Below are 15,566 nucleotides of genomic sequence, written 5' to 3' on the forward strand. Positions count from 1 at the left end.
ATAAAAATGACCGTAATACCCATACACCCTGCCAACCCGTTCGACGCTATACGCCAAAACATCACTGAAGAATATTTGAGCGAAACGCAGCACTACCCTTGGATTGTTACCTTTTCAGGCGGCAAGGACAGCACCCTTGTCGCCCATTTGGTGTTTGACATGCTGCTTTCGCTGCCGCCGATGCTGCGGACGCGGCAGGTGTTCTTCATTTCCAACGACACGCTGGTGGAAAGCCCGCTGGTAGTGAAACACATGCGCCAATCTTTGGCAGAAATTCTGCGTGCCGCTGAAATTTTCAGGCTGCCCGTCAGCGGCGAAATCACCGTGCCGAAATTGCAGGACACCTTTTGGACGCTACTCATTGGCAAAGGCTACCCCACGCCCAACCGCTCAATGCGCTGGTGCACCGACCGCCTGAAAATCCAGCCTACTAGCGGCTACATCCTGCAAAAAGTAAACGAAAACGGCAAAGCCATCATCGTACTGGGCGTGCGCAAAGACGAATCTGCCACCCGCAAAGCAAGTATCGAAAGCCACCAAAACTTGGAAAACAGCAATCTGACTCCGCACAGTGATTTGAAAAACGCGTTGGTGTACCGACCGATTGTCGATTTGAGTACCGACGACGTGTGGGAATTCCTTGCTGCCAACGACCCGCCCTGGGGAGGCGCACACAGCGATTTAATCAAGCTCTACCGCGAAGCCGCTGGCGGCGAATGCCCGATTGTACTGTCGCAGGAAGAAGCCCCTGGCTGTGGCACCAACTCTAGCCGTTTCGGCTGTTGGACGTGTACGGTGGTCAATAAAGATAGAAGCCTGCAAGGATTTGTGGATGCGGGGAAAACCGAATTCACACCGTTAATCGAATACCGCGACTGGCTGGTGGACATCCGCAACAAACCCGAATACCGCCAGGCCGAACGGCGCAACGGAAAACTTACGTTCAAAGGCGGCAAACACATCCCCGGCCCGTTCACCATCAAGGCGCGGCAGGAAATGCTGGCGAAGCTGCTAAAAGTGCAGGCTGCTTTCGGCGAAGAACTGATTTCGCAGGACGAAATCGACCTAATCAAACAGATTTGGACGGAAGATATTTTGAAACAAGGAGACAGACGATGAACCCGGAAACCGAAGCACAAATTGCCGACCTACTGCTGTGGCGCGACCACGACGCGCGCCATTTGCTGGAAGTGGCCGCCAAAAAACACAATGTCAAAATGGAAGCGGCGGCGGAGCTTCTTGCTTGGGCGCGTCAGGTGCGGCGCAAGGGTGACAAATACGGCGGCATGAAGCAGAAGCTGGACAAAATCTTCGAACAACAGGATTTATGGGGGGAATAAGGTGTATATCAAACGGATAAAACTGAAAAATTTCAAATCCTACGCCGAAGCCGAATTTGAATTTCCCCCACCTGAAAAAGGGCGAAACCTGATTTTGGTCGGGGCGGAAAACGGGCACGGTAAAACCACGCTGCTGGAAGCGATTTACCTGTGCCTGTACGACAAAGACGCGATTGCCAATTTCCAACGCGCCGGACTGGGCGACAGCAAATTCAAATACCATGACTTCATCAGTCAGTCGCTGTACAAGGAAGCCGCCGCCCAAATGGCTAGATCCTACGAGATGGTGTTAGAAATGGATTTGATGAAAACCGGCACGTTCGACGAACAGGGCATCCGCATCGTCCGCAAATGGCATTTCGACCATCACGGCCGTTATCGGGAAGAGTTTAACGAACTGATGCTGTATTCGTCCGACAAAGGCAGCCTGCACCCCATTTCGGGCGAAGAAATCCAAGACTATCTGGAAGATTACGGCCTGCCGTCCGAATATTCCACGTTTTTCTTTTTTGACGGGGAACAGCTGGTCAATATCGCCAAACAGTTCGGCGCAGGCGGCTGGATGAGCAGTGCGCTGAACAAACTTTTGGGCATCGACCTGCTTAAAGTCTTGCAGGCAGACGTGAGGGAATACGGGCAGAAGCTATACAGCGAAAAGGCGGGTGGCAGGCAGAAAGAGCAGCTTTCTGAAGCCGAACGCCGTTTTCAGGCTGCCTCTGAAGAGTTGGCGCGTCATACCGAAACCCTGCAACAGTGGCAGCGGCAGAAGCAGGAAGCCGAAACTCGGCAGGACGACTTGCAGATGCGGTTGCGGGGCGCGGGCAGCACGCAGCATTCCAAAGAGCTGATTGCCCAAATCGAACAGTGCGAAACCGAAACCACCCAACTGAACCAAAGCATTCAGGCAGCCTTGTTAGCCTTGCCGCTTGCCCTACTGCCTGAAAACGATATCGCTGCCCTGAAAACGCAGCTTCACGGTGATTACCGCCGCCTGCTGCACGAGCAGGGCAAAGAGCAGAACGCGCACCGGTTGGAAGAATTCTGGCAAGCGTTTTCCACCAATCCCAACACGCTGGAACTACTGACGCCGAAAATCCTGAAAGACGAACTGCTCAAACGTGCTCTGAACGAATCATGGAACGTTCTGTTCGATAAACTGCCGCCAGATGCATCTGACCCCATGCAGCATAATTACTTGGACGATGCAGGCTTTCAGGCGGCCTCCGACAACATCGCCCGCATCACATCGCCTGACAACGACCTCGGCAGCCTAAACAAAGAGAAAAACCGTCAGGAAACCAAACTGGCCGAGCTGAAACGCCGCTACGAACAGCAGGAAGACAGCCTTGCCGATTCCGACCGCCTGCGCGAAGAATTGGAGCGCGTTCAGAAAGAGCTGGCCGAAGCCAACCAAAAACTCGGCGGCGCGCAAAACAGCATCGAGCGCAGCCAAACCGAAGCCAACCGCCTGAAAACCGAATGGGAAACCCTGCAACAGGCACTGATAGACAGCCTGCCCAAACAACAAAAGGCCGAGCGCGCCGAAGCCGTATGCCGTCTGATAGACGACTTGGCCGTGCAACTGCGCCGCAGCAAACTGGATGCATTCCGCAAAACCGTAAGCAGCCTGCACAAGAAAATCGCCCATGACAAACAAATCGGCGACATCGAAATCGGCGAAGACGGCAGCCTGTCTCTGTACAGCCAAAACGGTACGGCTATCGACTTCCAGCCGCTTTCGCACGGTGAAAAGAAAATACTGGTGCTGACCCTGATTGCCGCACTGGCCGAAATTACCGACTACCAGGTCCCCTTCGTGGTCGACACCCCGCTCACATCTTTGGACACGCGCCATTGCAACAACCTGGTGCAATACTGGATGAATCTGAACCGCCAAGTGATTATTCTGGTGCAGAGTGCCGAAATCGGTTCCGAAGCCTATCAAAAGCTCAACGCACAGGGGCGCATCGGCAAAAGCTACCTTATCCGTTCGCAAAGCCTGCAAGGTGGCGGAAAATGCGCCACCGTTACCCCGCACGCCTATTTTGAATAAAGGGAAACGCCATGTACGAATTGGACGACGACAAAATCTGCAACGACAAATACTGGGTAACGCTGACCGAAAACACCCACATCAAATCCAGCGGCGAAGCAGCCAAAATCCTAAAACAGCTCGAAAGCGACGGCGTGCTGCCTAAAATGCAGAACCATGAATGGGCGCGGCTGTGCATCGCCTTCTGCTTTGCCAAAACCAAAAATATCAAAGATTGGGAACAGAAACCCAGCATGGACGGTGGTTTGGAAATCGCATCGTTCAACACCTGCTTTAATCAAAACGGCAAAAAAGGCGAAGAAAAATTTTGGCTAGCCTACATCAGCCAGCGCATGTTTGACGAAGTGCCAGAACGGAAATTCACCAAAAAACACTTGTTTGCCTATATCCAACTGGCGTGGCACAACGGCGCGAAACTGCTGGAGGAACGTTACCGGAAAGCCTTGGACTACTGTGACGGCAGCATCGTGGAAGCCAAAAAAATATTCTTTGACGAACTGGCCGGCTTGGCGGCGCAACACCGGGGCAGTGGTTCGGACGGTGCTGCCCCTGCCGTTTCAGGCAGCCTGCACCCGGCCGCTTCCGGCACGGAAGAACAAACCTGCATCAAACTCAAAACCGCACTGGACAAAACAGTCGGCAAAGGCGGTACGATACAGCCTGAATACGGCGGCGTGCGCTATGACTGCTTGCGCGTGCAGTTTGACCGCTATGTGGATTTGGAAAAATACCACAGCCAAATTTGCTCCGAATTGGGCATCGGCGATGACGAAATGCGCTGCGGACGCACCACTCACGGGGAATCCAACACTTGGCACATCAATATCTTGCGCCCGAAAGATACTTGGCGGCAATATGGACAAGATGAGTTTCAGACGGCCTTGCAGCAATACCGCACATCGGCACGGCAGTTCAGATTGCCCGTGTGTATCGGCTTGGATGAACGCGGCGAACCCGTGTTTCAAGATTTTGCCACCGCGCCGCATGTGATGGTAGGCGGGGAACGGGGGCTGGGAAATCGGTACTGGTGCGCTCAATGCTGGCTTCCCTGTTCGAACTCGCTCCTCAGAATGAAACGGAAATCGTCGTGTGTTATTGCAAAGTTTCTGCGGATTTCGCCGCCTTCAAAGACCGTCCGAATTTATGGCAGGGGCGCATAGTCAGCGATGCGGAAGAAGCTGCTGAAATATTGTCGTCTTTTGCTGACGAGATGGATAAACGATACCGCCTGATGGACGAATACGCTGCAAAGGATATTGCAGAAGTCCCACAGCACGCCCGTCCAAAATATGTTGTTATCGTGATTGACGAACTGGCCGACCTTATCGATGTCAGCAGTGACGCAGAAGGGCATTTGGTACGGCTGGCACAAAAAGCGCGCTCCGCAGGAATGTATCTGTTATTGGCAACGCAACGCCCCGATGCGAAAACACTCAGCGGCCGCCTACGTGACAACCTGCCGACCAAAATTGCGTTGAAAACAGGCAAACGCCAGTCTTCCGAGATTATCTTGGGCGAGCGCGGTGCTGAAAACCTGACGGCCAAAGGCGATCATTTGGTCAAATGGAACAATGAAGCAGCACGTTTTCTGCACGGGTATAATGTATAATTTGTTCAACCATCCTTTGCAAAGGTCTCAGGCCGTCTGAAACTTAAATGGGGTTTCAGACGGCCTTTTCCTTTGGGGATTAATGATTAGGCTTTAGGTTTGCCATCATTCTCTGCTTTGGGCGGAACGGGTGCAAACCAGCCGACCAGAAGCAGCAGCAAGCCGACGATGATGAAGGAGGCAATACGCTCGATACCGCCGCTGTTGGAAAGCTCGATCAGGAAGAGTTTGACGACCACGATGCCCATCAGCGTCGCGCCTGTCATCCAGTAGGAACGCTGTTTGTGGCGGTTGCCGAGTACCATCAAGATGATGGCGGTTACTGCCCAAACGACGGAGAGGCTAGCTTGCAGACCGAAGGATTGGAGCATGATGTCGAGTCGCCAAGTAATGCCGTCGTAGAAATGCCATACGCGCATCACGCCTGCGCTGATCAGCATAAATGCCAAGGCGGAGACAGTGGTCGCTGTAGTACGGCGAAGGTCGGGCGGCAAGGCTTCAGGCAGGGATTTCAGGGCAAACCAAAGCATGCCGGCGCTGGCAAGTTCCACTGGATTGAGCACGGGAATATACGGCAACGGCGAAGGTTGGAACGGCGTGGAAAAGTTAGTCCACAACATCCAACAGGCAGCGGCAAGGGCGCACAACGGCATAGCAAAATACTGATAAATGGCTTGATGCCGTCTGAAAAATTCGCGGTGGCGTTGCGTATGGAAAACAATCCACATCGCCAGCGGCACGACAAGCCATGAGAGCTGCGCCCAAACGCCGTAAAAACGCTCGCTGACATACAGCGCCGTCCAAAGCGTCCACAGCACGCCAAGTATCGTGATATTGAGTTTGTGCAACCAAGACAGATCATGGCGCGGATAGTTGTTCAAAATAATGAAGTTCAACACGGTGGCGGCGACAAGCGGCAAGGATGCGGCGGCCGTCACCGCATGTTCGGTATGGTAGGAGAGGAAATGCAGGCCAAACAATGGCAAGAATGCCAAATTGGTTTGCAGAAGCTCTTCCCATTTCAGACGTTTGGCAAACAACAGTAAGCTGGCAAATATCGGCCACAACCACAACTGGGTAAACAGGGTTTCCTCGCCTGTCCATTGCATATAAAGGGCGTAGCTGCCTGTTGCCAACGCAGTAAGCAGGATGATCCAGCCTGCAACCTGCGCAAAGTAAACCTCGTTTCCTTCCGGCTTTTCGCTTGCAACCGGCACGCGCGGATATTGCAGCGCGTAGGCAGCCGCAAACAGCAAAGGTGTAGCGGCAACAAGGTACAGATGGGTCAGGAAGCCTTTGGATTCATAAATAATGCTGCTTTGCAACAACAGGGCGAACAATACATTGCCCAAAGTAAAAGTGATGAACACATTCGGCTCGTGTTTGCGCCGGCAGAATGCCCACGCCGCCGCCAAAGCGGAAAGAGCAACAATGCTGCCGCGGTTGGCCAAGAAGAGCAAAGGCAAAATAGAGATGTACAGCAAGGCGGCAGACAACACGGCCGTCTGAACGGATTTTTCCCATTGCGCCGAACCTTCGCGACGCGAGAAATACCACAGCAAATAAATCGCCGCACCGCCAAGCAACACCACAACCGTCGTAAACCACTGCCCTTCCAGAACGGTATCGGTGCCGAAGCCCTGATAATTGCCCAGCTGAATCAGCGCCGCCAAGAGATAAACAATCAGCGCACCCAAACGGATATGCGGACGCTGTTGGCGCAGACCGAAGAAATAAACCAGTGCAGATTCGGCACTCCACAAAATGACCGTATTGCTCGGTTCAAAATAAAGCGGAACGGCAATCGTGAGGAACAACACCGCCAACGCAAAAAACGCCTGACGCAAAATATACAAACCCTGCTGACGTTTCAGCAGCAGCGCCGCCAATCCGTAAACAGCGGCAAAACCCAATGCAGAAAGCGCATCTGCAGACGGCCAATGCTCTACCATGCGGTATTGCAGGCCGAACGCCGCCGCCATCGTGCCAAACAATAAAGTATGGTCGAGGACATGCACGCGCAGGCCGTGTGTATAAATACTGTTGCCAATCTCCTCCAAAGTCGCATTGTCGGCAATCGGCGTAACGCTGTCTTTGCTGTTTTCCATCAGCTTACGACGTGCAAACAGATAAGCGATAAAGGTATAGAGCAGCCAGTGGTAAATCAGGAAAGGCTCGGTAGTGGCGAAATGTTGCGGCGTATAACTTCGCATGCCCCACAGCGCGGCAATGGCAAAAGTAGCGACAAAACCCGTCAGATTCAGCGGACGCCATGCCTTAAACCAAGCAATCGCGGCCACACCGCCGTTGAGCAGGGCAAGATAAGAAAACAGCACCAAATAATTGCCGCTGCCGTCTGAAGTCAGCAAAGGCGCGGCCATACCGCCGATTAAAGCAACCTGCGCCATAATTTGCGCATTCTGCCTTACCGCCAGCCACGCCATCAGCACAACCATCGCCACCATCAGCCCGAACACGACCGACACAGGCAGCAGCGGATGCAGTTTCAACGCCGCCAACGCCGTCAAATACATCACCGCCACGCCGAAACCCTGCAACACCAAGCCATATTCACGCTTACGGCTTTGCAGCTTCCAGCCACCGACCACCGCCGCCAAACCCGCGCCAGCCACAGTCAAATAACGCAACTCCACCGGCACATGAACCCGCTCGGAGGCATAGCGCAGCAAAAACGCCAAGCCGAGGAACAGCACCACAATACCGGTTTTCAACAGCGGATTGCCGCGCAAGAACCAAGCAACAATCGGATTGTCGGAAAACTTATACTCTCCGCCTTCCGACTGAGCTTTATGGATAACGAATTGACGCGATGGCGCTTCTTCTTTTTCAGACGGCATCGAAGCAACAACAACCTCTTCCTTAGGCAGCCCTGCTTGTTCAGCAACAACCGGAGCGACCACCCCGACAACTTCTTCCGCAACAGGCTCAGACGAAGCAGCAGCCTTGGCAGAAACAGGATTAATAGGTATAGAAAAAGAAGGGGCAAACGCCTCTTCAATTTTCTGCTTAACAGGCGCAGCTTCCGCCTCAGGCTCAACCTGGACATGACGTGGCTCAGAGGCCGTCTGAACATCGGCAACAGGCCGAACCTCAAGCCCCTGCCCTACCTTCGCCTCATCACGGACAGCCTCATGTTCCAACACCGACAAACGCCGTTTCAGCAGCTCGATTTCCTGCTCCAGCTTCTGCATCCTCTCGCCTGCCGTAGCAGATTCAGCCAAACGCTCTTCTTGACGCTGTTTGGCAATCGACCAAGCAACCAGCCAAAACAACGACCCAATAATCACGCCCGTGGCCATCTCATCAAGAAAATAGCCGATAATAATAGGAATAAGCAGGCCGAAAAACTGCATAAAACACCTGTTTGATAACAATAAGAATATGCCGATTGTAACACCGGCAACATTATTCATGAAAAAAAGAGACAAAAGGCCGAGAATAAAAGCATACGGCAAATAGAATATAGATAATCGACATAGAAAAAGGCCGTCTGAAAATGTTTAGAAGGTTTTCAGACGGCCTAATATTATTGAGCAACTACTTATTGAACCTTAAGACTCTTCACGAGGATACCCGTTGCTATAAGCCTTCTCAAACCATTCCTGAGCCAGCGTGTCATCCTGTTGAAAACCTTGGCCAAGTTTATACTTAATGCCCAAACAAAACTGAGCTGATGCAACCCCCTGCTCTGCTGCTTTACGATACCAATAAATCGCCAATACATCATTTTGCGTCACGCCTACTCCATCATTGTACATCTGAGCCAATTGAAACTGAGCATCGGCATGTCCTTGTTCCGCCGATTTACGAAATAAAGACAGTGCCTGCTTATAATCAATACCAAAAGAAGGATCCCATTGATCTACACTTCCACCGTATCGATACTGCAAACCCAATTTATATTGAGCCTCTATATCTCCTTCATTTGCCATATGCTCATACATCGTCAACAGATGCCACTGAGCATCGCCATATGGCCCGCCTTTAATAAACCATTCTTCTGCCTGTTTATAGTCTTGCGCAACACCCGTTCCATTCTCATACATCTGCCCCAATCGGCACATAGCAGGACCATATCCCTGATTACCAGCTAAACGATACCAATACAATGCCTGCTCATAATCTGACAGTTGGAAATACAGCTCACCCAAATAGAATTTGGCTTGAACAATACCCTCCTCTGCCTTCACATGCAGCCACTGTTTCAACTGCTCATAGTCCCTGTTAGTCAGAAAACTAGAATACTCCTTTATTAAAAGGTATTGCGCATCAAGATGCCCCTGCTCTGCCGCCTTCATATACCAATGCACTGCCTTTCGATAATCTTTAGGCTCTTTATTACAACATAACCCAGCTAATTTATATTGGGCATGGACATTCCCTTCTTCTGCCAACTGAGTAATAGCTTGAATAGGATCAGGAGTATGGACAGGAGCATATTCCTTAGCCGTACTTCGCCTCATAAGCTTGAAAAGGAAAATCGCGACAGCTATTAAAAAACAAGCAAGTAACAATTTCATCTTATATTCCCAGTCTTATTTATTTTTTATTTTCGATACCATAACTATTTTTTAATTACACCCATTGAAATAGTGGCTGCCATTAAATCAAATTCTTAAAATCTAGTAATGCTGAATATAACGTCGTCCGAAAACCTTGAAAGGCTTTCAGACGACCTTGGATATATTTTGAATTCAATCTACAACTACTTAATCAATACACGTTTATCTGCCAATCCTGTCAATCTTGAAAAATTTTCTTTTTGTTTCAACTCACTCCAAGAAAACTTATGCAATCGCTCCCACTTAAAGTCATCTTGCCGAGTTGAAATCCATACCCCTTCAAGCGCAACCAAGCCAAAGCCATCACACCCCAAACGCAAAGCATAAGACTTTGCCTGCAGGAAGGCATCTTTTAACTGTCTTTCATTAGCAATACGATATTTGGCTTCCCAAATAAATCGAGCATTCTCTTCTCCACGTCGATCATTTGCAAATAGGGCATAATCAGGAAAAACACGATCATTACGCCCCATTCTTAAAGTCATCTGCCTCAGCCAATCATCTTCATCAAAACCTAATTGTTTCAATAATGGTTCAAGTAAAGTAATTTCTACATCCCGCTCATTACTTAAATTGCCAAAATCAGGCTCGTCTAAAAATGGTAATTTTGGCAGTATAGAAACATCAAAGTCTTTAGATTTTAAAATCTCTATGATTGCATTGTATTCATCTGATGTACATTCCCTTCCATTCACTCCTTGCATATTGGCTTTAACCAAACCTTTTTCTTTCCAAACTGGATTATTTTTCAATTCAGATAAATAAATCGTCGGAATGACTATGGGAAAGCCTACCCAAACTCGTTCAGGATAGTAACTAAATGGATCATAGTAGGTAGGAGATACCGCACGGAAGATAGCCGTCAATCCACTATACGGGGACAAACTATACAATAAAATAATATCCCCTATTTTTGTTTGCGGATTTCCCTGCCAAAAAGTTTGATATTTTTCTCCATTCTTACTTAATAGATCCGTATCCTCTTTGGTTCCTCCGCTGATATAAATATTGATCGCATCAGGCAATTCATCGGTATTGATAAATTCAGGTAGGGTTTTTAACGAAAAATCATATAGAAAACAATTTAATTCTATATAGTCTAATGAATATTTTTTCCGAAATTCGTAAATATCTCGGCATAAATTTCCATAGTAAAAGAAACGATCACGGTATTTTTGTTTACTTGGCAGTATTGGCAAAGGTATATCAAATGACTGGAAAACTCTTTCCAACAAGAAAAACCGGTTAGTAAAAAAGTACGGAATATAATGTTCAGGGTCTTTTAGATACAAAAAAAATGAAATTCTATCTAACCATGCCAATTTGTTCCTACATTCCTTTTTATCACTTTCAGCAAGAAAAGAATCAACAAATCCTTCAAACTTTTCAATTGCCTGCTCAATATTCTCAGCACGTTCCCAATCTGAAAAATTTTCTAATAGGTTTTGTATAAAGACAAAAGTTTCTATCCAATAACCTTCGCTTTCCTGTGTATATCCTTGCTTAAATAAATAAGAGTATATTTCCTTCCATTTTTCTTCTTTTACCCATACAGATAAATTCTCAAAAAAGTTTTTAGTTTCTCTTGCTGAATCAGTTTGCAGATAACAATCAAAAATATAGCGATTAAAATACATACTACTTCCTCAATGCGCCTCTTCCCAATTCATCCCCACGCCCACTTCCGCCACCAGCGGCACGTTCAACATCCCTTCGTCCACTTTCGCCATAATCTGCGGCAATTTTTCTTTCACTAAATCCAGTTCGGCTTCGGGTACTTCCAACACCAATTCGTCATGCACCTGCATAATCAGTTTGCTTTGCATGAGGTCGCCTGAAAGCCAGTGGGATACGTCTATCATGGCGCGTTTGATGAGGTCGGACGCGGTGCCTTGCATGGGGGCGTTGATGGCGGCGCGTTCGGCTCCGGCGCGGGCGTTGGCGTTTTTGTTGTGGATGTCGGGCAGGTAGAGGCGGCGGCCGAACAGGGTTTCAACGAAGCCTTGTGCGGCGGCTTGTTCTTTGGTGCGCTGCATGTATTCGGCGACGCCGGGGTAGCGGGCAAAGTAGCGGTCGATAAAGTTTTTAGCGGAGATGTTGTCAATGCCCAATGATTTGGCGAGGCCGTATTGACCCATGCCGTAAATGAGGCCGAAGTTGATGGTTTTGGCGTAGCGGCGCTGTTCGGACGAGACGTTTTCGGGGGCGATGCCGAATACTTCGGCGGCGGTGCGGCGGTGTACGTCTTCGCCGTTTTGGAACGCAGCGATGAGGGTTTTGTCGCCGGAGAGGTGCGCCATGATGCGCAGCTCGATTTGGGAATAGTCGGCGGAAATGATGACGCTGCCTTGCGGTGCGGTGAAGGCGCGGCGCACGCGGCGGCCTTCGGCGGTGCGGATGGGGATGTTTTGCAGGTTGGGGTTGTTGCTGGCGAGGCGGCCGGTAATGGCGACGGCTTGGGCGTAGGTGGTATGCACGCGTCCGTCTTTGGGCGAAATCATTTCGGGCAGTTTGTCGGTGTAGGTGGATTTGAGTTTCGCCAGGCTGCGGTTTTGCAGGATGATTTTGGGCAGGGGGTAGTCGGGCGCGAGCTGTTCGAGCACGGCTTCGTTGGTGGAAATGCCGCCTTTAGCGGTTTTTTTCAGGCCTTTGGTGGGGATGCCCATTTTGTCGAACAGGATTTCTTGCAGCTGTTTGGGCGAGTTGAGGTTGAACGGCTGGCCTGCGGCGGCGTAGGCTTCTTGTTCGAGCTTCATCAGTTCGGCGCCGAGTTCTGCGCTTTGGCGGGCGAGTTCGGCGCGGTCGATTTGTACGCCGTTGCGTTCCATTTCAAACAATACCTGCGCGACGGGCAGCTCCATTTTTTCATACATTTCAAGCTGCTTGGTATCCATTTGCGCGCGCAGGTGCGCTTCGAGGCGCAGGGCGAAATCGGCGTCTTGGGCGGCGTATTCGGTTGCCTGCCCGATGGCGACGTCGGCAAAACCGATCTGCTTCGCGCCTTTGCCGCACAGCGATTCGTAGGTAATGGTTTCCAAGCCGAGCCAGCGTTCGGACAACTCGTCCAAGCTGTGTCCGAGATGGCTCTCAATAATATAGGAAGCGAGCATGGAATCGCCGGCAATGCCGTTCAAGGCGATGTCGTAATTGGCGAAAACGTGTTGGTCGTATTTGAGGTTTTGCCCGATTTTTTTCAGGGCGGGGTTTTCCAAATGCGGTTTCAGACGACCTAATACGTCTTGCAAATCAAGCTGTTCGGGCGCGGCAGTCAGGCTGTGTCCTACGGGGATGTAAACCGCCTCCCCTGCTTGGAACGCGATGCTGATGCCGACCAGCGCGGCGTTCATCGCGTCTAAGGATGTGGTTTCCGTGTCGATGCCGATTTTGTCCGTCTGAGACAGTTTGTCCAACAAGGCGGCAAACTGCGCTTCGGTGGTAACGGCTTGATAATCCAGCTTTTTGGGGGCGGGGGCATGTTCTATGATTTTTTCAGACGACGTTTCCATGTCCAACGCCGCCTGTTCGCCTATCGTATCGCTGCCGAACAAATCGCCGTCCGCCGCTTCGTGCATACGGCTTTCCGCTTCTTTCAGCCAAGTGCGGAAGCCCCAGCGTTTGAAATCGACAGCAAGCTGCGACCATTTCGGCGAAGTGCGGCGCAGGCTTTCGAGGCCGTCTGAAAGCTCCGAGTGCAAGTCCACATCGGTTTTAATCGTCACCAAATCATACGAAAGCGGCAGTTGGGGCAGCGCAGCTTGCAGGTTTTCGCCGACCTTGCCCTTGATTTCCGCAGCGTGTTCCATCACACCGGCCAGCGAGCCGTAGGCTTCCAGCCACTTCACCGCCGTTTTCGGGCCGCACTTCTCCACGCCCGGCACATTGTCCACCTTGTCGCCCATCAGCGCGAGATAATCGCGGATTTGGTCGGGGCGCACGCCGAATTTTTCCTTCACGCCTTCAATGTCGAGCGTTTCGCCACTCATCGTGTTCACCAGCGTCACGCGCTCATTCACCAACTGCGCCATGTCCTTATCGCCGGTGGACACCACCACGTTCCACCCTGCTTCGCCAGCCATCTTAGCCAAAGTGCCGATAACGTCGTCCGCTTCCACCTGCGGAATCACCAACACCGGCCAGCCCATCAGGCGCACCAAATCCGGCAAAGCTTCCGCCTGCGGGCGCAAATCGTCCGGCATCGGTGGGCGCGTCGCCTTATAGTCGGGGAACATCTCGTGGCGGAAATTTTTGCCCTTAGCGTCAAACACCACTGCGCAATAGTCATGCACATAATCCGCACGCAGCCGGCGCAGCATGTTCAACACGCCATACATCGCCCCTGTCGGCGCACCGTCGGGCGCGGACAAATTCTGCCCCATAGCATGATAGGCGCGGTAAAGATAAGAAGAACCGTCAACGAGAAGGAGAGTGGGTTTGTTGGACATGGAGAACCTGCTGTGTGTATGAAAATAATGTACGGATTATAAAGGAAAAGGCCGTCTGAAAACCGAAAATCAAGTTTCAGACGGCCTGATGTTTACATAAATATACGGTTTCAGGTATTGCGCCTCAGAATCCCATCTTGTATATTTGTATTCAAATGAATACAAACCAAAGCAAACGAATATGAATGCAACGAACCGTATCCCAATTAGTGTGCGCATCACTCAGGAAGATGCTGATTTTATTGCTGAACTCAAAATCGAAGGTGCGAATACGCCGTCTGAAAAAATCCGCGAACTGCTCAAACTGGCGCGCTTGGCGCATACGCAGACACGCGATTACAGCTCCGCACTGACGGCGCAGGAGCAATTTTTCCAAGCGGCGAAACACGAAATCTTGCACGCTGAAAAACAGGCCGGAGTGCATTCGCATATCGTGGCGAGGTTGTTTGAACAGCTTCCCGACTTAGGCGCAACGCTCGCCGCCGACCTGCCCGAAGAAGCCGACCTCGACGATTTGAAAAAATACGAACGCGAACTGATGTGGCGCATCGTCCGCCTCACCGACAGCATCTTGCAACTCGCCGTAACCGGCAAAGGCGCGGCATATGACGACACCGTGCTGCAACAGCTTGAAAATACTTTGAAACTGGCGAAGATTGTGCAGCAGGCAAATGAAGTTTAAGACTGCCGCCATACCAAATGAAACAAACACATTTTAGTGAAAGGAAAATCCAAATGAGCGAAACCCTATCCCGCCGAGTAGGCCGTCTGGTAAGCGGCGGTTTTCATGCCCTGATTGATGCGGCGGAAAACCTTGCACCCGAAGCGGTCATGAACGAGAGCATCCGCGAAATCGAGCGGGCGGTGGACGAAGTACGCGCCGAGTTGGGCAAAGTGTTGGCGCAGAAACACCTTGCCGCCAAGAAAATGGCGGATGAGAGCAACCGCCACGAAGCCATCGATGCCAACCTGCAAGCCGCCGTAGTCGCGGGACGCGACGATCTTGCCGAGGCAGGCATCGCCGAACAGATGGACATCGAAGCGCGTCTGCCCATCTTAGAAAACACCATTGCCGATTGTGCCGCACAAGAAAAAGAGCTCGAAGGCTTTATCGCCGCCCTGCAGGCAAAAAAACGTGAGATGCAGCAGCAGTTGCAAGACTGGCGCGCCGCGCAGCAGAACGCTGGCGCAGGCAAAGCTTCAGGCGGCAACGACCTCAACCGCATCGCCCGTGATGCTGAAAAAAGCGGCAACGCTTTCGACCGCGTGATGGGTCGCCAAAACTCGGTACACAGCAGCACCGATGCGGCGCAGTTGGCAAAATTGAAGGAATTGGAAGACTTGAGCCGTAACAACCGTATTGCCGAACGATTGGCGGCGTTGAAAGCGAAATCATAAGCCATATTGAGAAAATCGCGGTTTCAGACGGCCTTTATCTTCACGGGGCCGTCTGAAAAAAGAAAACCATACATGCTTCAATAACAAAAAGATGCCGGATTGGGAAAAATCCTGTCAGTTACGACAAATTAATAAAAATAT

The 15,566-nt window shown here is 50.9% G+C and carries 11 protein-coding genes; 7 read left to right on the forward strand and 4 right to left on the reverse strand.

Going from position 1 to position 15,566, the window contains the following annotated elements:
- Nucleotides 1-6: 6 nt before the first annotated feature.
- The 5 genes from dndC to HMPREF2551_RS10690 are packed head-to-tail and all read left to right on the forward strand — an operon-like array spanning nt 7 to nt 5,002.
- Complete coding sequence (gene dndC, locus HMPREF2551_RS02945) at nt 7-1,119, forward strand: DNA phosphorothioation system sulfurtransferase DndC (RefSeq protein WP_070606190.1); 1,113 nt, start codon at nt 7-9, stop codon at nt 1,117-1,119.
- Nucleotides 1,116-1,340 carry a DNA modification system-associated small protein gene (locus HMPREF2551_RS02950; RefSeq protein ID WP_070606192.1) on the forward strand — a complete coding sequence of 75 codons (225 nt, stop codon included), beginning with the start codon at nt 1,116-1,118 and terminating at the stop codon, nt 1,338-1,340. The genes dndC and HMPREF2551_RS02950 overlap by 4 nt, the downstream gene beginning before the upstream one ends.
- A gap of 1 nt (nt 1,341) precedes the next feature.
- Complete coding sequence (locus HMPREF2551_RS02955; protein ID WP_070837057.1) at nt 1,342-3,393, forward strand: AAA family ATPase; 2,052 nt, start codon at nt 1,342-1,344, stop codon at nt 3,391-3,393.
- Nucleotides 3,394-3,404: 11 nt separating this feature from the next.
- Nucleotides 3,405-4,553, forward strand: a complete 1,149-nt coding sequence (locus HMPREF2551_RS02960; RefSeq protein ID WP_283122403.1) for a hypothetical protein — start codon at nt 3,405-3,407, stop codon at nt 4,551-4,553.
- Nucleotides 4,442-5,002: an FtsK/SpoIIIE domain-containing protein gene (locus HMPREF2551_RS10690; protein ID WP_283122410.1), complete on the forward strand. Its 561-nt coding sequence runs from the start codon at nt 4,442-4,444 to the stop codon at nt 5,000-5,002. Before HMPREF2551_RS02960 ends, HMPREF2551_RS10690 begins: the two co-directional genes overlap by 112 nt.
- 86 nt (nt 5,003-5,088) lie before the next feature.
- Here HMPREF2551_RS10690 and HMPREF2551_RS02965 read toward each other — a convergent pair whose 3' ends face one another.
- The 4 genes from HMPREF2551_RS02965 to polA all read right to left on the reverse strand — a co-directional run bounded on the left by HMPREF2551_RS02965 (nt 5,089) and on the right by polA (nt 14,027).
- Nucleotides 5,089-8,376: a DUF2339 domain-containing protein gene (locus HMPREF2551_RS02965; protein WP_143128508.1), complete on the reverse strand. Its 3,288-nt coding sequence runs from the start codon at nt 8,374-8,376 to the stop codon at nt 5,089-5,091.
- 198 nt (nt 8,377-8,574) lie between these two features.
- The gene (locus HMPREF2551_RS02970; RefSeq protein WP_070837061.1) at nt 8,575-9,543 is read right to left on the reverse strand and encodes an SEL1-like repeat protein; all 969 of its coding nucleotides are present in this window, start codon (nt 9,541-9,543) and stop codon (nt 8,575-8,577) included.
- Nucleotides 9,544-9,728: 185 nt separating this feature from the next.
- Nucleotides 9,729-11,222, reverse strand: a complete 1,494-nt coding sequence (locus tag HMPREF2551_RS02975) for an EVE domain-containing protein (RefSeq protein ID WP_070837063.1) — start codon at nt 11,220-11,222, stop codon at nt 9,729-9,731.
- A gap of 9 nt (nt 11,223-11,231) precedes the next feature.
- Nucleotides 11,232-14,027, reverse strand: coding sequence for a DNA polymerase I (gene polA / locus HMPREF2551_RS02980; RefSeq protein ID WP_070837065.1), 2,796 nt, complete (start codon nt 14,025-14,027; stop codon nt 11,232-11,234).
- 181 nt (nt 14,028-14,208) lie between these two features.
- On the opposite strand from polA, the gene HMPREF2551_RS02985 reads away from it, so the two are divergent.
- The gene (locus HMPREF2551_RS02985; protein ID WP_049344991.1) at nt 14,209-14,709 is read left to right on the forward strand and encodes a hypothetical protein; all 501 of its coding nucleotides are present in this window, start codon (nt 14,209-14,211) and stop codon (nt 14,707-14,709) included.
- A gap of 53 nt (nt 14,710-14,762) precedes the next feature.
- Nucleotides 14,763-15,425 (forward strand): PspA/IM30 family protein, encoded by a 663-nt coding sequence (locus HMPREF2551_RS02990; protein ID WP_070837067.1) that lies wholly within the window; start codon nt 14,763-14,765, stop codon nt 15,423-15,425.
- The last annotated feature ends 141 nt before the right edge of the window (nt 15,426-15,566 follow it).

It is taken from the genome of Neisseria sp. HMSC066H01 (genome assembly GCF_001837375.1).
Lineage (GTDB): Bacteria > Pseudomonadota > Gammaproteobacteria > Burkholderiales > Neisseriaceae > Neisseria.